The organism is Roseateles sp. GW821-FHT09G03 (genome assembly GCF_059416045.1).
This window is the reverse complement of the sequence record NZ_JBWKOK010000006.1, coordinates 332,835-354,624: the sequence shown is the minus strand read 5'-3', so window position 1 is coordinate 354,624 and position 21,790 is coordinate 332,835. Positions and strand designations below refer to the sequence as shown.

Sequence of the window (21,790 nt, the reverse complement as noted above, 5' to 3'; positions counted from 1 at the left end):
GTCAGTGCACCACGGCGCTGCCCCTTTCGGGCAGCCGCGTGCCATGGGCCCGGGCCTCCGCAAGGATGAGCAGTCCGCGCGCGGAGATCGCGTCGCGGGGATAGACGGCGAGGCCGACATGGCTGTCCAGCCGCACCTCGTGGCCGCCAAGGTCGAAGGGGTCGGCCAGCGATTCGGCGATGCGGTCCGTCAGCACCTCCGCCTCCTGGGCCGAACCGGCGCGCGAGACGACCAGCGCGAACTGCTCGTTGGCATGCCGTGCCAGCAGATCGGCCGGGCCGGCGCAGCCCGACATCCTCCGGCCGATCTCGACCAGCACCGGCGCCGCGGCCGACACGCCCTGACTGCGCAGCAGCGCCTCCAGCCCCTTCAGCACGACCACGGTGACGGCCACCTTGCCCGCCTCCGCATTGACCATGCGCAGCACCTGGTCCAGCCGCTCAAGCAAGGCGACCTGCCCGAGCAGGCCCGTCGCGGCATCGCGCAACAGGGGCGACGGCCGCTGCTGCCGCCCGCCCGCGAGCTCGCTCTGCATCAGTTCATCGAGATCGCCGAAAAGCGTCTCCAGCCCCGTTCCCTTGTCGTAGAAACCGTCGGCGCCGGCCTGCATGCACAGGTCGCGGTAGGCGTCCATCGCGTGATGCGTGAGCATCAGGATTCGCCCCCGGTAGCCCTTGCCGCGCAGCCCGCGCAGTACGTCGACCCCGGTGCCCACCAGCAAGGTCATGTCCAGCAGCACAGTGTCCGGCTGCAGCCAGTCGATCAGGGCGATCGCCTGCGGCGCGGAGTCCGCCTCGCCCACGACGCGCGCGCCCGGCATGTCTTCGAGCCGGCGTGCCAGGAGCCGGCGGATGGCCGACGAGTCCTCGACGAGAAAGATGTCCATGAAGGGGTGCTCCGGATCGACGCGGCAACTGGTTGTCACCGCCTGTCCGGCATCTTGCGCCCGCCCCCCCGCCCGCATCAGCGGCACCCCGCCCAAGCTAGTGTCGGGTTCCCTCCGCAGGGTTTGTCGGGCGATCACCTACGGCCTCCGCCTGGTCACTGGATGTCCGTGAGACCGTGCTGGACGCAGTACTTCGTCAGCTCGGTGTTGTTGCGCCAGCCCGTCTTCTCCAGGATCCGTGCGCGGTAGGTGCCGACCGTCTTGGCCGACAGGTGCATGGTGTCGGCGATCTCGGCCGGCGTCTTGCCGGCCGCGATCAGCAGCATCACACGGTGCTCCTGCGCCGACAGCTGTTCATGCGGCAATTGCCCGGGCGTGGCGCCGCTCAACAGCCCCAGCAGGTGGTCCGCCATCGCCGCGGTGACGTAGCGCCCGCCTTGCAGCAGGCGCTGCAGCGCAACGACCAGCTCATCGGTCGCCTTGTCCTTCGGGAGGTAACCGGAAACGCCCATCTGCAGCAGGCGCGCGGCGTAGGCCGATTCCGCGTTGAGGCTCAGCACCAGCACGGGCACGCCCTTGATCGCGCGCAGCATGCGGCTGGCACCCTCGGTCCCGCTCGCGTCGGGCAGCGACAGGTCCAGCACCAGCGCGTCGGGCTTGTTTGCCTGCCCGAGTTGCAGCCCCTCGGCGATGGTCGACGCTTCGTCGATCACCGCTTGTGGCCAGTAGCCCTGAATCAACTGCTTGACCCCGAGCCGCATGATCGGATGGTCGTCAACGATCAGAAATCTCATCCCAACCCTCCTCGTTCTCCCGTCTCGCGGCGGCGCCACCCGCGGTGCCGTCCGCGTCCTCCGCTTCGCCTGCACCGGCCCCCAGCGGCACCCGGACATCGATCCGAGTGCCTCGCTGGGGCGCCGCCCCGAACACCAGGTCCCCGCCTGCGAGCACGGCGCGTTCCCGCATGTTCCGTAAACCTGACGCGTCCACGCGCACATGGCCAGGCCCGACACCGTCGTCCTCGATGCGCAAGCGGTATTCACCTTCTTCGAGGCGCGATTCAATCGTCAATTGCTGCGCCTGCGCATGCCGCAGCACATTGGTCGCGGCCTCCTGGAGCAGGCGGAACAGCTGGTTGTGCTGCTCTGGCGTCAGGGCCTCGTCGGACGCCAGGTCGACATCGACGATGAGATCGCTCTGGCGCTGCAGCCCCTGCACGTAGTGCTGCACCGCCGCAGAGAAACCGAAGTCGTCCAGCAGCGGCGGACGCAGGGTGTTGGCGATGCGGCGCGCGGCACCGATGACTTCATCGGCGATGGCGAGCATCTCCTCATGCATCGGCTCCTTGGCCGGTGCGATCTTGCGCGCCATGGACAACGCCAGCATCTTCGCCGCCGTGCCGAGCTGGCCCAGTTGATCGTGGACCTCGCGGGCCAGACGGCGCCGTTCCGCTTCGACGCCGCGGTCCAGTTCGGCGGCAAAGGTCTGGATCCGGCCCAACGCCGCGGTCAACTCGCGGGTGCGCTCGACGACGGCACCCTCCAGTTGCGCGTGGCTGTCGCGCAGCGCGCGTTCGGCCTGATCGCGCCGCTCGCGCTCCATCCACAACGCGGCCATCGCCGCGGCGACCATCACACCGCCCGCGAGCGGCAACACCTGCGCCAGCAGCGTGGTCTCCTTCGTCTGGATGGCGACGGCCGCCTCGATGCCATCGATCCGTTGCTGCTGCACGGACTTCAGACGGCCGAGTTCGCCGCGGATCTCATCCATCAACTGCTTGCCGGCCACATAGGCCTGGCGATCCTTCAGGGCGGATTCACCCTCTTTCCAACGGCTTTCAACCTGGCGCTCGACCTGATGGCGGCGCTCGGCGATGAAGCGGTCCAGACGCGAGAACGCCGTTTCCTGCGGATCGCCGGAGCGCGCCAGCGCGGTCTTCAGCTCGGCATAGTGGGCGTCGAGGTCGCGTTGTGCGCGCTCGTAGGGCTGCAGGAATGCGGCATCGCCGGTGATCAGGAAACCGCGCGTGCCGGTTTCGAGGTCGATCAGCAGCGCGTTGAGATCGGAAATGACCTGCTGCGTGCGCAGCGCATGGGCGCGCACGTTCTCCTGACGCGTCAATTCGCCAAGACTGCGGTACTCGCCGTAGGCGGTGGCCACGAAAGCGATGCAGCCGGCCAGCAACAGGCCCGCAGCCACCGGAAAGGTCAGCATGCGCATCGAAGATCCGGGCTTGCTCGCCCGTGTTAGGACAACCCTGTGGACGACGACATCACAGCGATGACATCCGCGTCGACATCCACCCCAGTGCTTCTGTTGCTCGCGACGTGTCGTCGCGCCTCTCTCTGCGGCCCTTCGCATCCGGGGCCGGTGATGCGTCTCTCTGCGGAGACCGTTCACATGGGCCTAACGCTAGAGGGGTAGCGCAGGAAAAGCAAGTCCCTGCTCACGTGCCGCGTCCCGCGAAAGCCACGCCGACGCTTCAGGGACTGCGGCTTGAGGCCAGGCGGGCATGGTCGCGGGGTCAGGCCTTGACTCGCCCCAGCACCTCCGGGAGTCAGGTCAGGGGGCCTGCCAGCGCGCGAGCAATGCGCCGTGACGCCGCTGCCAGTCGCGCAGCGGGGCGTCCTCGCCGTCCAGCACCAGCCGCAGATAGGCCAGGCTCAGTTCGCGCGTGGCGGCCTTGACCTTCGGATTGAGATCGAAGCCACCGGTGTTCATCCGGTCGGTGAAGATGCTGTGCGAGCCGCCACTGAACATCGCCAGCGCCTTGTGCTGGCCACCGATCGCGTCGAACAGCGCCACGCGGTCCGCCGGGCCGCTGTAGTAGCCGGGGATGGTGATCTCGTCGTCCGTGGCGCTGATATGCAGCGTGGGGATCGCGATGCTGCCCAGGATCGGTGTGAGGTCACTCTCGCCATAGAACGGTGGTGCGGAAATCAGGATCGCGACCTTGAAGCGCGGATCGGCCATGGCGGGCAACGGTACGCCGCCACCCAGCGGCCCTGTCGATGCCGGCACCTTGGCGCCTGCGAGCAGCAGACTGGTGTTGGCGCCGTAGGAATGCCCTGCAATCGCGAGCCGCGCCGGATCGAGCTGAGAACCCAATGGCCCGGCAAGCAGTTGGTCCAGCGCGAAACGGACGTCTTGCGTGCGGTCGACCGCCTCTTCCGGCTGGGCCGCGTGCTGCAGTCGCAGTACCAGATTCAGCGAGTTGGACCAGCCGAAGCCGCCGGACCACAAGCGGCGATCGCTCCCGATGTGCTGGACATGCATGGCGACAATGCCGTGGGCGGCCCAGTAGCTGCCGAGATAGCTGTAGCTGCGGCGGGAGCCGCCCATGCCGTGCGAGAACACGATCACCGGCCAGCCACGGACAGGAGCCGCACCGCTAGGCCAATAGACACGCACGGGCACCGCGCGATTGCGGGCGGGATCAGTCCAGTCGAAGTCCTGCCAATGGTGACTGCCGTCGTCGGCCAGTTGCACGCCGGGCTGCGCCGGCAGGTCAGGTCCGCTCGCAGGCGGAGGAGAGGCGCAACCGATCAGCAGCGCCGCGACCGCCATCAACGCCGAGGCGGCCAGCGCAGTCCAGCGCCTGGTGCTGGTCACGCTGTCAGAAGAGTTCGACGTCGCTCAGATGCTTGGCCTCGGACATCGCGCCTTGCGCGACCAGCGTGGCGTGGCTCTGCACCTGGTTCCGTCCTGCACCCTTGGCGTGATAGACGGCCTTGTCGGCGCGCTCGAAAGCCGCAGCCGGCGAATCACCGCCGCGGATCTGCGTGAAGCCGATGCTGACCGTGATCCGGCCAACCTGCGGGAACGCGTACTGCGCAGTGTTGTTGCGGAAGCGCTCGAAGGCGTGGGCCGCGTCGGGCTCATCCTCGCAGCGCATCAGCACGACGAACTCCTCCCCACCGAAGCGGTAGAGCAGGTCGTTGAAGCGGAAGCTGCTGCGCATCAGGCGCGATAGCAGCAGCAGAACCTCGTCGCCGATCAGATGGCCAAAGCGGTCGTTGATCGACTTGAACAGATCGATGTCGATGACCCCCAGCCAGTAGCGCGGATGCACGGCGGCATGCCGGCGATCCTGGCCCGCCTCGTCCTGCGCGCCGGCCTCGCCGTGCGCTCGTTGCGGCAGTTCCGATACAGCCTTCAGGAAGCTCTCGTCGAAAGTCTTGCGGTTGAGCAGGCCGGTCAGCGTGTCGCGCTCGCTGTAGTCGAGCAGCCCTTGGAAGTTGTGATAGATCCGCAGCACGCTGGAGACCATGCGCTGCGCCTCGGCCTTGAGGCGACGCGCCGTGTGCAGTTCCAGCACGCCCACGACTTCGCGCTCGGTGGCGAGAGGGAACAGCGTCACCCACTCCTCGCCCTCGCGTTGCTGCAGCACGCTGCGCTGCGTCAGGCATTCGAGGCGGCGCGGGTGTTCGGCCAGTCGGGGCAGGGATTCGGGATCGACCCACAGCGAGTCGGCCGTGGCCACGGAATCGTTCGAGCGCAGCCGGGCTCGCGTCAGCCAGCGCTGTTGGCCGGGCTCGCCGACGCAGCGATAGATCGCCACCGCGGCGACCGGACCGTTGAGCAGATCCCGCAGCGCGGTGACGAGCGTGACGTCCATGACATCGCGGTCACGGAAGCCCGTCAGTTCGGCAAGATGGTCAACTACCCCGGACATGGTGTTTGCAGCGTGGAGGGAGGATCCTGGCGCCGGCTTCCCGATGTCCGGGAGGCCGGACGCTACGCCCTCGCCGGCTGGCCGGCGGACAGATGCGAAGTGTATCGGGCGATCAGACCCAGCAGGTGCTCTTCGTCATAGGGCTTGCCCAGGTAATCGTTGACTCCGAGCCGTTGTGCATACTCGCGGTGCTTCTGAGCGATCCGCGACGTGATCATGATCACCGGAAGCCCCGCCAGACGCGTGTCCGCGCGCAGGTTGCGGACCAGGTCGAAACCGTCCATGCGCGGCATCTCGATGTCCGACAGCACGACGGCCGGCAACTCGTCGCCGCCCAACCGCTCCATCGCATCGAGGCCGTCCTTGGCCAACAGCACGCGGTAGCCCTCGCGCTCCAGCAGGCGCTGCGTGACGCGGCGGACGGTCAACGAGTCGTCGACGACCATCACCAGCGGCGCCAGCTGGACCTTGGCTTCCTCGATCACCTCCTGGCGCGCCGCCTCTTCGGCGTCATGCACGCGTTGCTGCGCGGCATGACCATAGCGGTTGGCCAGCGCCACCGGGTTGTAGATCAGCGCGACGTCACCCGAGGCCAGCAGGCTGATGCCCGCCAGGCCCGGCACCTGCATCAGTTGCGGGCCCAGGTTCTTGATGACGACTTCCTGGTTGCCCAGGACTTCGTCGCAGTGCAGGGCCAGACGCTGCTGCGCGCTGTGCACCAGAACCACCGGCAAGGTCTTGCCATGAGCGAAGCCTCGGTCGCTGTGGCGCATCAGCCCGCCCAGCCAGTAGAAGGGCATGCGCTCACCGGCCGCCATCAGCGAGCCGTCGACGTAAGCCTGTTCCACCGTGTCGACCGGCAGACGCTGCACCGACAGCATCAGCGCCGCGGGCACGGCCACCTTGCGGTCACCGTAGCGCAGCACGACCACTTGCGTCAGCGCCGTCGTCAGCGGCACGCGCAGCTCGAAGCTCGCGCCCTGCCCCGGGGTCGACTGCGTCAGGACGTAGCCGCCCAGCGTGTTCACTTCCGAGCGCACCACGTCCATGCCGACGCCACGCCCGGCCATCTCGGTCAGCGCGTCAGCGGTGGAGAAGCCCGGCTCGTAGATGAGATCCATCAGCTGTGAATCGCCGACGTCCTGACCCGGTTGAATCAGGCCTTGGCTCTCGCCACGGGCGCGGATGCGCGCCAGGTTCAGGCCGGCGCCGTCATCGCTGAAGCGGACCTGGATCTCGTTGCCTTCCTGATGCAGGTTCAGCACGATCCGGCCCACCGGGGCCTTGCCGGCCTGCTGGCGGACGTCCGGCGTCTCGATGCCGTGCACCACGCTGTTGCGCAGCAGATGCTCGAAAGCGCCCGTCAGACGCTCCAGCACGGCGCGGTCCAGTTCGACGCCGCCGCCGCGAATCTCGAGTTGCGCCTGCTTGCCACTCTCGCGGGAGGCTTGCCGGACGACGCGATGCAGACGTTCGCCCAGGCTGCTGTCGAATTCGACCATCCGCGTGCGCAGCAGGTCATCCTGCAACTCGCGCGTCAGACGGGACTGGCCGGCCAGTTCATCTTCGCCCGCCGCCACGTTGCGCTGCAGGCCGCGCTGGACGGTCGCCACGTCGTTGACGGACTCGGCCAGCATCCGGGTCAGTTCCTGGAAGCGGGTGTAGCGGTCGAACTCGAGCGGGTCGAAGTCCTTGCCCGTGGCCTGTGCGGCTTCCTGGCGAGCGGCGATGCGGGCCTCGGCCTGCAGTTCCAGTTCGCGCAACTGCGTGCGCAACCGCTCCAGGTTGTCGTCGAGGTCGCCCAGCGACGTGCGCATCTGGCCCAGTTCGGATTCCAGTCGGGCGCGACGGATGGACACTTCGCCCGACAGTGCGGCCATGCGTTCCAGCAGAGCGCCACGGACACGCACTTGTGCGGCCGGCGCGACCGGCGCGCTCTCCAACGGCTGGCCGAGGTCGGCGACCTCGCTGAAGTGGGCCCAGTCGATCTCGATATCGGCAGGCGGCACGACCACAGCGGACGCGATAGCGGCCGGCTGCACGGGAGCGGGCTCCTCGACGACCTCCGGAGCGATTTCAGCGACCGGCTCGACGATGAGTTCTGCCACGGGTTCATCGATCACCGGCTCGGCGATCGGCGCTTCAACCGTCTCAACCACCGGTGCGGCTGGCTCGACCAGTTCCGCGGTTTCCTCGACCGTGATTCCCGTTTCAGCAATCACGTCACCGCCTGAATCCGGAATCGCATCCGAACCTTCTGCGGGCGATTCGATGGTCTCGACAGCTTCCGCGACAGGCACGGGGGCCGGCTGCTCGGCGATCGGCGCCATGGGCGCGGGCACCAGCGGCGCCGGATTGCGCCATGTGCGCTGCAGCGTCTTGAAGGTGTGCTCCAGGCTGTCGCCTGCGTCCTGCAATGCGAGCAGTTGCTCGAAGCGCGGCTCGCCGTCGGCCAGCAGGCGCTCGATCTGCGATTCCAGGCGGTGCGCTTCCTCGCCGAGGCGCATCGCGCCGGACAGGCGTGCCCCGCCCTTGAAGGTGTGCAGCACACGCATGCAGGCTGCGGCACGACCGGTGTCCGCCGGCTGGGCCGCCCACTCGCGCAACGCGCCGTGCAACTCACCCAGCAGGTCTTCGGCTTCCTCCTCGAAGATCGGCATCAGCTCCGGCTCGATCTGGTCGGGCTGGTTGAAGTCGAAATCGTCGTCGGTCGCCTCGGCGGCCCGATGGAATTCAGCCTGCGAGGTCGGGAAATCGGGCTCGGCCGGCGCGACAGGAGCGACCAGCAGGCTGGCCGGCAGCGAAGCCGTCGACACTTCCTCCAGCGACATGGCCAGCAGACCCTCGTCGCTGTCGGCATGCCCGTCGGGCAGCACCGCGCCCGGCTCGAAAGCCTGCAGTTCGACCAGCAAGGCGGGATCGACTTCCTTCAGGAATCCGGCAGCGAATTGATGCAGCAGTCGCCGGATCTCATCCGAGGCGCGTTGGAACAGCGTCGGGTCGCCGACCTCATGCCCCTGGGCGCGGCCCAGGGCATGTTCCAGACAACGGGCAAGCGTCGACAGGTCGTCGAAGCCGACCGTCGCCGCACTGCCGGCCAGACCGTGCGCCAAGGCTTCCGCGTCCTGCGGCAGAGGCGATTGCGGCAGCAGCGACCATTCGGTCAGCTCCACCTGCAGACGGCGCGAACGCTCGTCGGCTTCGTTCAGGAAGATGTTGAACAGCGCAATGCCGATGCGCAGCGGGCCGATGACCTTGACGCCTTCATCGCTGTCCTCGGCGTCGGTCTCCTCGTCGAGCGATTCGATCGAAGTCCCGGCAACCGGCGGCGTCACCGCCGTCCCGCCTACCAGACTCAACGCCGGCGCCGCGTGCGTCGCGGGCACAGCCGGCGTGTCCAGATTGAGATCCGGCAGTTCCAGATCAGACAGCGTGCGCGGCGAGAGGCCTTCAGGCGGCGTATCGACCAGTTCCTGACCCAGGTCCAGCGTCAGCGACAGATCCGGCGTGGAGGCCGCATCGATCGCGGTCACCGGCTCGGTGTTCAAGCCGGACAGATCCAGCAGGTCGAGAGCCGGCTCGTCGAACACCGGCGCGGCCGGCAGTTCATCCAGCGGCATCGGTGTCGTGGCCTCGATCTCGACCATCGGCGCATCCGCTGGCCAACCGTCCGGCAGGTCCATCGTGACGGTCGCGTCATCGGCGGACGTCAGTGTCGGCTCCAAGGCCTGCGTCGGTTCATCGTGGAAGACCGGCGGCTCGACGGCGAGGGGCTGCCCGGATGTCGACGGCGTCTGCAGCGACGACGGGTCGATCACGTCGGCCACGGTCGGCAAGGACATCGTCGTGTCGAGTGCAGGTAGATCGGCCGCGGACAGCGTGTCCAGGTCGATCGAGGAGCGCAGATCCGGCACCGCCTGAGTCAACTCGGGCAGTTCGCCCGGGATGTCTGCGGACAGGTCCAAGGGCGTCGCCGCCTCGACGGCAGTGACGATGCCAAGGTCGGCCACCGGCAGCGGAGGCACGTCCAGACCTGGCAGATCCAATGCAGGCAGGTCCAGCGATGGCAGGACCGAGCCCGCCGGGACCGGTTCCGCGTCCAGCGTGGCGAGCAGGTCCAGCGCGGCCTGTTCGTCGGGCGTGGTCGACCGCGCGGGCGCGGCGACCTCGTCGGCGAGCGACAGTTCGGGCAGACCCGACAGATCGAGCTCGTACCCCTCGTCGACGGGGGCAAGCTCAACGACTTCGACCACCTCGGCGGTCTCGATCACTTCGGGGATCGTGCCAACGTCGACCAGTTCAACGACTTCGATCGTCTCCGGCAGGGCAGCGATCGGCTCGGCGACGGCAGCGACCGGCGCGGCCGACACCTGCAGCGGCAGGTAACGGTTCTCCAGACGCAGTGCATCGGCAGACGCGCGGAACGGAGCGCTGTGGAAGCCGTGCGGCCGTCCTTCGGCGATCGCCGCAGCCCAAGCCTGGAACGCATCCAACGCTTCATTGCTGAAGCGCAGCAGGTCTGAATCGGCCTGCGGATGCTCCGACAGGCGATGGTTGTACAGCTGCTCGCAGGCCCAGCCCGCTTCTCCGAACTCGTTCAGCCCGACCATGCGCGAGCTGCCCTTCAGCGTATGGAAGGCACGGCGCGCGGTCGTCAACTGCTCCTTGTCGCTGCCGTTGCGGGCGAGCGCGGTCATGGCCTCGCGCGCCGTCGACACGACTTCGGCCGCCTCTTCCAGGAAGATGCCCAGCATCTCCTCGTCGATCGCTTCCTCAGCCTGCGGGATCGGCGCGCTCGGCGCCTGCGCCGGAGGCGCGGCGGGAGCGGCAGCCTCGATGAACTGTTGCAGCGACTCGGCCGCATGACTGCCCGATGCATCGCCGCCGGCCGACAACAGCTGCTGCTGCGCCTGCTGTGCCGCCTGTGCCATGCCGAGGTCGTCGGCGGCACGGGCTTCGTGGGAGATCCGCTCCAGATCGCGGGCGAGATCCTCAGTCGAACGATCGCCCTGCGCGACGGCCTGCGCTGTCGCCTGCAACTGATCGATCAGTTGCGGCTGCGCCGCGGCTTCCGCGGCGGCCGATTCCTGCGCATTCGCCTGCGCTTCGCTTTCGCGGCCCACCAGCGACTGCAGCAGCCCGGTATCTTCCTCGAAGCGGAACATGCGCTTGGCCAGTTGCGGCTGCACGCTCAGCATGTCGATCAGGAAACCCAGTGCGCCCAGGTTGTGGGCGAGCCTGTCGAATTGCGCGCGCGGTCCCGACAGCGTCGGATCAACCTCCGTATTGGCCAGTTCGTCGACCTGATCGCGCATCTTCAGCGTGGCTTGCGCGGCCTGCGACAGGCCGAGCACGCTGAACACGCCTCGCATCGCCTGCAGTTGTCCCGGCACCGGGATCAACAGGTCACGCTTGCTGGGATCGCGGAAATATTCGTCGCACTGGCGCTCGACCTCGGACAGGCTGGCGCGCAGTTCATGGACGACCGAACCGAGCGTCTGCCGATCGGCGACGCGGCGGTAGAGTTCCTCCATCCAGCTCTCGAGCGCCAGCGGCGCTTCGCCGTGGCCGACCGACTCGATACGGCGGGCCAGGCTCTTCACGCGCTCGCCCTGCTCCGGCTGGTCGAAGGCCTCGTCCTCGAGCGCGGCTTCCAGATAGAGCATCGACGTGGCGATCTCCATGGCCAGAGCCGGCTCGGGCGCGCGGCCCGAACGCAGCGTCGCGACGACGGCGCGGCGCAGCGTGTCGCCCAGCACTTCGCCGCTCGGGAACAGCTTCTGCAGCGACTCGGCAACGTTGGCGAACTGCTCGTCCAGTCCTCCCAGGCGATGGGTCTCACCTTCGGCGGCGGAGGCCCACGATTCCTTCGCCGCGATGACGCGACGCTTCGCGGCGGCGACCCAGTTCGGATCGATGCGGCCCAGCGCATCGTCACGGTAGTCGACAGTGTCGGCCTCGATCAGGCCATAGGCCTGCTGCACCGCGCTCAGACGCGGCGCGGAGCCGGGCTCCGCATGCTTGGCGGCGGCGGCAAAGAACAGTAGATCCTTGGCCAGGCGCTCGGACGGTGCCGCGTCGCTGCCGGCGCGCAGTTGCGCGAGCAGGCGCGAGCCGAGTCGCTTGACCAGCGTGTCCACCGGCAGCAGGCCGCGCGATTGGGCTTCGAACTGGCCTGCGGCCAGCATCCACAACGTCCGCGCGTTGGCCTGGTTCTGCGTGAGCGCCAAACCGGCGCACAGGTCGCTCAGCAGTTGTCCTTGTCCCGGCGCGGGGGCACGCATCTGCTTGAGCAGCAGCGCCTCGAACGGGGTGCGCATCTGCTCGGACGTCAGCGCGCGCACGCCGCGGTCCAGCGGCAGTTCGCGCCAGCGGAATTCCTCGGTCCACAGATCGGCCGGGTGGATCCGACCCGCGCCGTTGAGTTCCTGCAGCGTCTGATAGGCGGGGAACAAGGCCAGCGAACTCGGCTGTCCGCCGGCCAGGGTCTTGGCGATGAAAGCGAGCACCGCGAAGTCCGCGCGCTCGACCGCCTCGACCTCGGCGATGCTCACGCTGCCCGGGTTTTCGGCCAGACGGAACAGCGTCGCCTCGGCGGCGCGAAGCAGGTGCGCGGCGGCAGGCAGACTGACGACCGCCAGCACGCCGGCGGCCTGATGCATCTGCTGGGCCGCGCCTTGCAGGGCGGGACTGGGTTGGCCGTCGCCACCCAGTGTCGTCGACCGCGCATCGGCATCGCGCAGCACGCGGCGAAGGGCCTTGTGCACCGATTCCAGCGTGCGGCGCAGCTCCTCCTGGACCCAGGCCAATGGGCTCAGGTCGGCGGGGAACTCGGATTCGCGCGTAAGGTCCATGCTCGCTCTTGTTCTCTTCTATTTGTCGACGCGGTGCGGGGTGATCCCTGTTCTACCGGTATGGCCACGTGGCGGGGGCCAGTCCCGATCAGGACGTGACCTTGAACCGGGCCACCGACTGCTTCAGCGCTTCCGCCGACCGCGACAGCTCATGCACCATCTGGGCGGTGGACCGCGTACCGTCGGAGGTCTGCTCGGTCACAGCGAAGATGTGCTGGATGTTGGCCCCGACCTCGTTGGCGGCGCGTGCTTCGTTCTGCGCAACCGTCGAGATCTGACCGATCAGGTCGTCCAGGCGACGCGACACCGAGTCGATGTCTTCCAGCGCGCGACCGGCCGCGTCGGACAGCTTCGTCCCCTCGACCACCCCCAGCGTGGAGCGCTCCATGGCGGCCACGGCATCGTGCGTGTCGGTCTGAATGGTCTTGACCAGCGCGGCGATCCGGCGCGTCGCGTCGGCGGAACGTTCCGCCAGCCGCTGCACTTCTTCCGCCACCACCGAGAAGCCGCGACCCGCTTCGCCCGCGGACGCCGCCTGGATGGCCGCGTTCAGCGCCAGCACGTTGGTCTGTTCGGTAATGTCCGAGATCAGCTCCGTGATCTCACCAATTTCCTGCGACGACTCGCCCAGACGCTTGATGCGCTTGGACGTTTCCTGGATGTGGTCGCGGATCTGGTTCATACCGCCGATGTTGTTCTGCATCGCCTCCAGACCCTGCTCGGCAGCTTCCCGCGACTGGCGGGCCACGTCGGCGGTCTGCTGCGCCTGCGCGGACACCTGGTTGATCCGGTGCGCCATCTGCAGCACCGCTTCGCCGGTGGCGCGGATCTCGTGCAGCTGTTCGGTCGACGCAGCCAGCAGTTCAGTGGACGTCTGGTCGACCTGCGCGGTCGTGTCCGTCACCCGGACCGCCGTCGTCTGCACCTGGTGCACCAGCGAGCGCAGTTCTTCCACGGTGTAGTTCACCGAGTCGGCGATCGCGCCGGTGATGTCTTCGGTCACGGTGGCCTGGTGCGTCAGGTCGCCTTCCGCGACCGTCTGCAGTTCGTTCATCAGTCGCAGAATCGCCGCCTGGTTCGCGTCGTTGACGCGCTTGGCTTCCTGCTCCTGCGCCTCGGCTTCACGACGCTGTTCTTCCGCCATCTGGGCACGACGCGACTGGTCGGACACGTACAGCCGCAGGAAGCCCACCGAGCCGATCACCAGCAGCGCCAGCGAGGCCAGCATCGCGATCAGCACCGCCGGATTCAGGCCGCCGGCGGATTCCAGGCCAACGCCCAGGTCGTCCAGGTCCTTGCGCAGCACTTCCGAGTCATTCAGCATCGCCGTCTGCGCTTCCCGCGCGGACACCAGGCCCTGCAGGTTCGACAGGATGGCGGTCGCCTGCGAGCGGGTCTGGTCGTACTGCGTCAGCAGCACCTTCAGACGTTCGCGCACCTGCGCGTCCTTGGCACCGTTCAGGCGCAGCTCGGGGTTGCCGTTCAGCAGCGCCTGGGCGATCTCGCGGAACGCGTTCAAGTCCTTGCCCAGCAGGAACACGGCCTCGGGGCTCACGCCTTCCTGCGTCAGGAATTCGTTGGCGGACTTGCCGATCCGCTGGGTCAGCATCACGAGCTGGCCGACCGCGGCGACTTCGCCCGTCGGCGCCGAGCTCTGCAGCGACAGCGAGGCCACGGCTTCGGCGCTTTCCAGCAGGTCGGACGACTGCCGGTTGATCGCGCGCAGCGCGGCGCCGACCTGGGTCAGCACCTTTTCCTGCGCCAGCATGACCTTGGTGTTCTTGTCGGCGCGCGCCACCATCGGGGCGATCTTCTCGAGCAGCGGATCGACCGAGCCTGGCGCCTTGGCCAGCTCACCGCTGCCGTCGCGCAGCGAGCCGATCACGCCGGTCAGGATCTCCGACGCTTCCTTCATTTCCGGGAAGGCGTTCTTGTTGCCCAGCAGCGCGGTCGAGACCGCCTTCGCCAGACGCTGCGACTGCGTCGCCGCCTGACCGGCGCCGCGCACCTGCGCCGCGGAGCGGTTCGAGCTGATCAGCGACCAGGACACCGTCAGCGTCGTGCCGATCAGGCCGGCGGCCACCAGCGCCGTCAGCAGGCCGGTGCGGCGCTGCTCGGGCTGGCGGGCCACGGCCGGCATCGGCTGAGGCGATTCCGGGGCGGACGCCGAGGGCTGGTAGCCCGCGGACGTGTCCTGGAACTCCGGCGTGGGCTGCGCCGTGGTGATGATCGAGGGCTGGAAGTCTTGCGTGTCCTCCGGCGCCGAACCCGCGTCGGTCTGCGGACCGGCGTCGAAGTCGTCGTTGCCCTCGTTCTTGCCCTTGTTCTTGATCTTGTCCAGGAAGCTCATCTCACCCTCGTTTGATCTCGTTCGTCGAATCGGCGCCTGTGACGGGACCGTCGTCTGGCTATCAGTTCAAAACAATGCGCAGGAATTGCGGATGCTGCGTCAGCGCATCCAGGTCCAGCACTTGCCAGCGCCGGCCCTGCCCGTCGCGCATGCGGGCAGGAGCGAAATCGGGATGGCCACCCGCATCGGGTTCGGCCTGGAGCTGTTCATCGCCGCGCAGCCCCAGCAGCTGGTCGACCAGCAGCGCGCAGTTGATGCCCAGATCCGGATTGAACGACACCAGCCGGTGGGCCGATGTCAGCGGGGCCGGACCTCGCAGGCCCAGGAAGGCTGACAGGTCCACCACGGTGTGCAGACCGCCCCGCAAGTTGGCCACGCCCAGCATCCAGGGCTGCGTGTACGGCACCGCCTGAAGCGGCACCGGCGTGAAAATTTCGCCGGATTGCTTGAGCGGAAGCAGCAGGCCGAGGCCCGCGCAATCGACCGCCAGCCAACTCGCAGCCTGCGGCGCCTCGCGCGCCGCCTGCATGCGCTGCGCCAGCCGTTGTTGAAGTTCGCGCAGCGCTTGCTTGTTGGCCATGATGTCAGCCCAGCGCCTTGATCTTGGCCAGCAGCTCGTCGGCCTTGACCGGCTTGACGACGTAGTCGCGCGCGCCCTGGCGCATGCCCCAGACCTTGTCGGTTTCCTGGTTCTTGCTGGTGCACATGATCACCGGAACGTCGGCATAACGTTCGTCACGGGTGATCGCGCGGGTCAGCTGGAAGCCGTTCTGTCCGGGCATGACCACGTCCATCAGGATGAGGTCGGGCTTTTCCTCGGCCAGGCGCTTCATCGCCTCTTCGCCGTTCTCGGCGGTCCGCACGGTGAAACCGCGCTTGGTCAGCAGGTCGCTCAGCGCGTGCAGCTCGGTCTTCGAATCGTCGACCAGCAGGATCTTGTGGATGGGCATGGGATCTCCCTCTGTCTTGGCTCGTGTCGATTCGCGTCGGTGGATTCGTCGTTCGAGCCAGGCGTGAGCGTCGTTGGATGTCGTGGATGAGGTCGTTGAAAGCGGGCTGTCCGTCGAGCGGGTCAGCCCACCTGGCAATGCTGTCGGACCGCCTGCAGCAGCTGGTCCTTCGTGAAGGGCTTGGTCAGGTAGTCCTGCGAGCCCACCATCCGGCCGCGGGCCTTGTCGAACAGGCCGTCCTTGGACGACAGCATGATCACCGGCACTGACGCGAACTGCGGATTGCGCTTGATGATGGCGCAGGTCTGGTAACCGTCCAGACGCGGCATCAGGATGTCGCAGAACACGAGGTCGGGCTGGTAATCGCTCAACTTGGCCAGCGCGTCGAAACCGTCCTCGGCCAGGACGACCTCATGCCCCCCCTGCTTCAGGAAGATCTCGGCGCTGCGGCGGATCGTGTTGCTGTCATCGATGACCAGCACCTTGGTCGCCGTGCGGGGGCTTGCGCTGGAATCCAAGCTCTTCTCCGTATTGTTCAGACAATGGTTGTCAGAGAGATTTCAGGCTCGCGACAGGCGACGAGCACTGGAAGGAACGCCGGATGATCGAGGACCGGCGCCCTGCCGAAAGGTCGATGCGAGGGTCAGATCTGGACCATTTCGAAGTCTTCCTTGCGGGCGCCGCATTCGGGGCAGGTCCAGTTCATGTCGACATCTTCCCAACGCGTGCCGGCGGCGATGCCATGTTCAGGGTCGCCCACGGCCTCGTCGTACATCCAGCCGCAGATCAGGCACATCCAGGTCCTTGCTTCGCTCACGATGGGTTGACTTTGCATCACTACAATGATCGAAAGATTGTAGCCATGCCCCTGGTCTGAGCCGGGGGGCGGAAGTACCGATGAAACAACAGTCGGTTGCGGTGCTTCTTCACGTTATGCGCACCAGTTCACGGCTTCTCGCCGAACCATTCATGAGCCGCCCAGACCCGCACCAACAAGATCCCCAGGACGCCGCCGCGATCGATGAGCAGGACTCGCCGCCGCCAGCCTGCGTGATGAGCTTCAATGCCTCCGACCCCAGCGGCGCGGGCGGCAGCGCCGGCGACGTCGCCACCATCGCCGCCATGGGCGCGCATGCGCTGCCGGTCATCACGGCCATCGTCATGCGCGACACCGCCGAGGTCTTCGATCATCAGACCCTGGACGGCGATTGCATCGTCGAGCAGGCGCGCTCCATCCTCGAGGACGTCCCGGTCGCCGCCTGGAAGGTCGGTTTCCTGGGCAGCGCCGAGGGCGTCTCCTCGGTCGCCGAGGTCCTGTCCGACTACCCCGACGTGCCGCTGGTGGCCTACCTGCCCAGCATCTCCTGGCTGGACGAGGAACAGCAGCAGAGCTACCTCGACGCGTTCCGCGAGCTGGTGCTGCCGCAGACGCTGGTGCTGGTCGGCAACCAGAAGACGCTGAGCGACTGCCTGCTCCCCGACTGGGATGCCGACCGCCCCGCATCGCCGCGCGAGTTGGCCGTGGCCGCCCAGCAACACGGCGCCGCCAACGTGCTGGTGACCGGCATCCAGCTGCCCAACCAGTACATCGACAACGTGCTGGCCAACTCCCAGGGCGCGATCACTGGCGAGAAGTTCGAGCGCTTCGAAGCCAGCTTCGTCGGCTCGGGTGACACGCTGTCGGCGGCGCTGGCGGCGCTGCTCTCGGTCGGCTCGGAGCCGCACGACGCCGTCGGCGAGGCGCTCGCGTTCCTCGACCAGTCGCTGGAAGCCGGCTTCCGCCCTGGCATGGGCAACGTGGTGCCGGACCGCTTCTTCTGGGCGCTGCCGCCCGGCGAGGAAGGCGAGGAAGGCGCCGAGCCCACGCCCACCGCCGACGAGATGCCCATCGACGAGCCGCCCAGCCGCGGACCGCGCCGCATCCATTGAGACCGCCGAAGGCACCCTCGCGGCGCCCTCGTCCATTCCCGCATTCACCTGCGCCTTCAGCATCCTGAGCGGCAGGCAGCACCGGATTCCCCCATGAGCCAGAACGAGACCCTGTTCGCCCGCGCCCAGCGCGTCATTCCCGGCGGCGTGAATTCGCCGGTGCGCGCCTTCCGCGCGGTGGGCGGCACGCCGCGCTTCATCACGCGGGGCGAAGGCGCCCACATCGTCGACGCCGACGGCAGACGCTACATCGACTACATCGGCTCCTGGGGCCCGATGATCCTCGGCCACGGCCATCCGGCCGTGGTCGAGGCGGTCCAGAAGGCCGTGCTGGAGGGCTTCTCCTTCGGCGCGCCGACCGAGCGCGAAGTCGAACTCGCCGAGGAGATCCTGGCGCTGGTCCCCAGCTGCGAACAGATCCGGCTGGTCAGCTCCGGCACCGAAGCGACGATGAGCGCCATCCGTTTGGCGCGCGGCGCGACGCAGCGCGACAAGTTCATCAAGTTCGAAGGCTGCTATCACGGCCACACCGACGCACTGCTGGTGAAGGCGGGCTCCGGCCTGGCGACCTTCGGCCACCCGACCTCGGCCGGCGTGCCCGCGGCGACGGCGCAGCACACCATCGTGCTGGAGTACAACAACGTCGCCCAGCTGGAAGAGGCATTCGCCCTGCATGGCCCGGAACTGGCCTGCGTGATCGTCGAGCCGATCGCCGGCAACATGAACTTCGTGCGCGCCAGCGTGCCCTTCATGACCCGGATGCGCGAACTGTGCCGCGAGCACGGCGCCCTGCTGGTGCTGGACGAGGTGATGACCGGCTTCCGCGTCGGCCTGCGCAGCGCGCAGGGCGTGTACGCGGACCTGATCCCCGGTTTCGTGCCCGACATCAGCGTGTTTGGCAAGGTCATCGGCGGTGGCATGCCGCTGGCCGCCTTCGGTGCGAGCCGCGAGATCATGCGCCACCTCGCCCCGCTGGGCGGCGTCTATCAGGCGGGCACGCTGTCGGGCAATCCGGTGGCGACGGCCTGCGGCCTGGCGACGCTGCGGGAGATCAGGAAGCCCGGCTTCTTCGACGCGCTGTCGGCGCGGACGCGCCGCCTGGTCGACGGCCTGAAGTCCGTGGCGGCCGAGAACGGCGTGCCCTTCAGCGCCGACAGCGAAGGCGGCATGTTCGGCTTCTTCCTGATGCCGGAGCTGCCGCAGAACTACACGACCGTCATGACGACGGACAAGGAGCGCTTCAACCGCTTCTTCCACGCGATGCTGGACGCCGGCGTGTACCTGGCGCCAGCGTTGTATGAGGCGGGCTTCGTGTCCGCCGCGCACACCGACGCGGACATCGATGCCACGCTGGACGCCGCCCGCGCCGCCCTGCGCTGAGGACGACGCTCAACCGGGCGGGCCGCCCGGTTGCCGGTTCGGGAAAGCCTGGCCCCGGCAAACACCGAGCCAGGACTGTCGCGATCTTTTCAATCCGCGACAGGCATTACGCTTGCTTACCCATTGGTACAGCAGCTGAGAGACAGACATGCATATCCATATCCTTGGCATCTGCGGCACCTTCATGGGCGGTCTGGCGGCGCTCGCCCGCGAAGCGGGCCACACGGTGACCGGCTGCGATGCCAATGTCTATCCGCCGATGTCGACACAGCTGGAAGCGCTGGGCATCGAACTGATCCAGGGATTCGGCGCGGAGCAACTGGCGCTCAAGCCCGACCTGTTCGTGATCGGCAACGTGGTGACGCGTTCGTCGGAGGGCCGATTCCCGCTGATGGAGGCCATCCTCGACGCCGGCCTGCCGTACACCAGCGGGCCGCAGTGGCTGGCGGAACACGTCCTCCAAGGCAAGCATGTGCTGGCGGTCGCCGGCACGCACGGCAAGACCTCGACGACCTCGATGCTGACCTGGATCCTGGAGTCGGCGGGACTGGCGCCCGGTTTCCTGATCGGCGGCGTGCCGCAGAACTTCGGCGTCTCGGCGCGCCTGGGCGGCGGCCGGTTCTTCGTGATCGAGGCCGACGAGTACGACACCGCCTTCTTCGACAAGCGCAGCAAGTTCGTCCATTACCGGCCGCGCACGGCAATCCTCAACAACCTCGAACACGACCACGCCGACATCTTCCCGGATCTGGCCGCCATCGAGACCCAGTTCCATCACCTGGTGCGGACGGTGCCGGCGTCGGGGCGGCTGGTCGTCAACGCGCGCGAGGAGGCGCTGCAGCGCGTGCTGTCGCGCGGCTGCTGGAGCGATGTGCAGCGCTTCGGCGCCCGCAAGGAAGAGCCTGGCGCGCTGCGCGCCCGCGGCGAACCGCAGTCCTTCGACGTGCTGCGCGGCAGCCTGAAGGTCGGTCACGTCAACTGGGAGCTGCTCGGCGAGCACAACCAGCTCAACGCGCTGGCGGCGATCGCGGCGGCGGAACACGTGGGCGTCGACCCGGAGCAGGCGGCCGAGGCACTGGGAAGCTTCAAGAACGTGCGCCGGCGGCTGGAGCTGCGCGGCGAGGTGCGTGGCATCAAGGTCTACGACGACTTCGCCCACCACCCGACGGCGATCCACACGACGATCGACGGACTGCGCCGTCGGATCGCCCCCCAGGAGCGCATCCTGGCGGTTTTCGAGCCGCGCTCCAACACGATGAAGCTGGGCACCATGAAGGCCTTGCTGCCGTGGGCGCTGGAGGAAGCCGACCTGAGCTTCTGCAACCAGGACGGCCTGACCTGGGACGCGCGCGAGGCGCTGGCGCCACTCGGCGAACAAGGACTGGTCGGCGCGGACGTCGAGGACCTGGTGGCGATGGTCAAGCGCGCGGCCAAACCCGGCGATCATGTGCTGTGCATGAGCAACGGCGGCTTCGGCGGCATCCACGAAAAGCTGCTGGACGCGCTGAAGTAAACCGGCGATCCTGCGCCGCCGTTCCGGATTGCACCGGACGGCGGGTCGGCACGCCGTGTGCCGATCCGGCCATCCCCTGCCCCCAAGTTTCCTGAGGAGCGAAGACACGATGAGTGGTCCTGGCAAGCTGGTGCCTGCGCTGCAGAACCGATCCTTCCTGTGCCTGCTGGCGCTGGTGACGGTGGCGTTCGGCTGGATCGTGTGGCCGATGATGAGCGCGGTGCTCTGGGGCGTGGCGCTGGCCATCGTGTTCCAGCCGCTGTACCGCAAACTGCTGCGCAAGACGAAGCGGCCGGGGCTCTCGGCGGGACTGACGATCCTGGTGATCCTGTTGCTGGTGGTGCTGCCGCTGACCTACGTGATGGGCGCGCTGGTGCGGGAGGCGGCGGTCGTCTTCGAGATGGTCAAGTCCGGCCAGTTCAACTTCAACACCTACGTGGCGCAGATCTACGCGGCGCTGCCGTCGTGGCTGCTCGACGTGCTGGAACGGCTGGGACTGCACGACCTGGCGAACCTGCAGGAAAAGCTCGGCAGCGCGCTGAACCAGGGCAGCCAGTTCATGGCGACCAAGGCACTGGGCTTCGGGCAGGACACCTTCGATTTCCTGGTGAGCTTCTTCGTGATGCTCTACCTGCTGTACTTCCTGCTGCGCGACGGCGAACAGCTCTCGGTCCGCATCCGCGACGCGCTGCCCCTGCAGGATTCGTACAAGCGCCAGCTGGGCGAGAAGTTCCGGACGGTGATCCGCGCGACGGTCAAGGGCAACATCGCCGTGGCGGCGATCCAGGGCGCGCTCGGCGGTCTGGCGTTCTGGGTGCTGGGCATCCACGCGCCGGTGCTGTGGGCGGTGCTCATGGCCTTCCTCTCCCTGCTGCCTGCGGTGGGCGCGGCGCTGGTGTGGGCGCCGGTGGCGATCTACCTGCTGGCGACGGGCCATGTCGGCTCGGGCATCGGCCTGATCCTGTTCGGCACCGTGGTCATCGGCCTCGTGGACAACCTGCTCCGGCCGCTGCTGGTCGGCAAGGACACCAAGATGCCGGACTACGTCGTGCTGCTGTCGACGCTCGGCGGCATGGCGGTGTTCGGCATCAACGGCTTCGTCATCGGCCCGCTGATCGCGGCGATGTTCATCGCGGTCTGGGACATCGTCGCGGCGGAACGGCGGTACCCGGTCGGCGACAACCACTGACCGGGCAACACCCCGCGCACACGAAAAAGGCCGGCTTTCGCCGGCCTTTGCGTTGAAGTGGCGT

General features: G+C 67.8%; 15 protein-coding genes. 4 read left to right on the top strand and 11 right to left on the bottom strand.

The genetic code is table 11. The features are described 5' to 3' along the window. Position 1: 1 nt before the first annotated feature. The 11 genes from AC07OZ_RS22345 to AC07OZ_RS22295 form a co-directional block, all read right to left on the bottom strand. Entirely contained in the window at positions 2-1,024 is a 1,023-nt protein-coding gene (locus AC07OZ_RS22345) for a response regulator (RefSeq protein WP_495469260.1), read from the bottom strand. A gap of 17 nt (positions 1,025-1,041) precedes the next feature. Continuing rightward, complete coding sequence (locus AC07OZ_RS22340) at positions 1,042-1,680, bottom strand: response regulator (RefSeq protein WP_377160262.1); 639 nt, start codon at positions 1,678-1,680, stop codon at positions 1,042-1,044. Further along, a complete protein-coding gene (locus tag AC07OZ_RS22335; protein WP_495469259.1) occupies positions 1,661-3,106 on the bottom strand; it encodes a CHASE3 domain-containing protein in 1,446 nt (481 codons plus the stop codon). Before AC07OZ_RS22335 ends, AC07OZ_RS22340 begins: the two co-directional genes overlap by 20 nt. 342 nt (positions 3,107-3,448) lie before the next feature. Beyond that, complete coding sequence (locus AC07OZ_RS22330) at positions 3,449-4,498, bottom strand: alpha/beta hydrolase family protein (RefSeq protein WP_495469258.1); 1,050 nt, start codon at positions 4,496-4,498, stop codon at positions 3,449-3,451. Between the two features lie 4 nt (positions 4,499-4,502). Then, positions 4,503-5,561 carry a GGDEF domain-containing protein gene (locus AC07OZ_RS22325; RefSeq protein WP_495469257.1) on the bottom strand — a complete coding sequence of 353 codons (1,059 nt, stop codon included), beginning with the start codon at positions 5,559-5,561 and terminating at the stop codon, positions 4,503-4,505. 62 nt (positions 5,562-5,623) lie between these two features. Then, positions 5,624-12,415, bottom strand: coding sequence for a hybrid sensor histidine kinase/response regulator (locus AC07OZ_RS22320; protein ID WP_495469256.1), 6,792 nt, complete (start codon positions 12,413-12,415; stop codon positions 5,624-5,626). An 88-nt stretch (positions 12,416-12,503) separates the two neighbouring features. Continuing rightward, a complete protein-coding gene (locus tag AC07OZ_RS22315) occupies positions 12,504-14,765 on the bottom strand; it encodes a methyl-accepting chemotaxis protein (RefSeq protein ID WP_495469255.1) in 2,262 nt (753 codons plus the stop codon). A 61-nt stretch (positions 14,766-14,826) separates the two neighbouring features. Then, positions 14,827-15,345: a chemotaxis protein CheW gene (locus AC07OZ_RS22310; RefSeq protein WP_495469254.1), complete on the bottom strand. Its 519-nt coding sequence runs from the start codon at positions 15,343-15,345 to the stop codon at positions 14,827-14,829. A 4-nt stretch (positions 15,346-15,349) separates the two neighbouring features. After that, positions 15,350-15,715: a response regulator transcription factor gene (locus AC07OZ_RS22305; RefSeq protein ID WP_088406380.1), complete on the bottom strand. Its 366-nt coding sequence runs from the start codon at positions 15,713-15,715 to the stop codon at positions 15,350-15,352. A gap of 122 nt (positions 15,716-15,837) precedes the next feature. Then, a complete protein-coding gene (locus tag AC07OZ_RS22300) occupies positions 15,838-16,233 on the bottom strand; it encodes a response regulator (RefSeq protein ID WP_331615093.1) in 396 nt (131 codons plus the stop codon). Between the two features lie 125 nt (positions 16,234-16,358). Continuing rightward, positions 16,359-16,550, bottom strand: a complete 192-nt coding sequence (locus tag AC07OZ_RS22295; protein WP_088406382.1) for a rubredoxin — start codon at positions 16,548-16,550, stop codon at positions 16,359-16,361. A 134-nt stretch (positions 16,551-16,684) separates the two neighbouring features. On the opposite strand from AC07OZ_RS22295, the gene thiD reads away from it, so the two are divergent. From thiD to AC07OZ_RS22275, 4 genes are all read left to right on the top strand, one after another. Next, complete coding sequence (gene thiD, locus AC07OZ_RS22290) at positions 16,685-17,644, top strand: bifunctional hydroxymethylpyrimidine kinase/phosphomethylpyrimidine kinase (RefSeq protein WP_495469253.1); 960 nt, start codon at positions 16,685-16,687, stop codon at positions 17,642-17,644. A 93-nt stretch (positions 17,645-17,737) separates the two neighbouring features. After that, a complete protein-coding gene (hemL, locus tag AC07OZ_RS22285) occupies positions 17,738-19,024 on the top strand; it encodes a glutamate-1-semialdehyde 2,1-aminomutase (protein ID WP_495469252.1) in 1,287 nt (428 codons plus the stop codon). Between the two features lie 148 nt (positions 19,025-19,172). Continuing rightward, positions 19,173-20,537, top strand: a complete 1,365-nt coding sequence (gene mpl, locus AC07OZ_RS22280) for a UDP-N-acetylmuramate:L-alanyl-gamma-D-glutamyl-meso-diaminopimelate ligase (protein WP_495469251.1) — start codon at positions 19,173-19,175, stop codon at positions 20,535-20,537. Positions 20,538-20,646: 109 nt separating this feature from the next. Beyond that, positions 20,647-21,726: an AI-2E family transporter gene (locus AC07OZ_RS22275; protein WP_495469250.1), complete on the top strand. Its 1,080-nt coding sequence runs from the start codon at positions 20,647-20,649 to the stop codon at positions 21,724-21,726. Positions 21,727-21,790 lie beyond the last annotated feature (64 nt).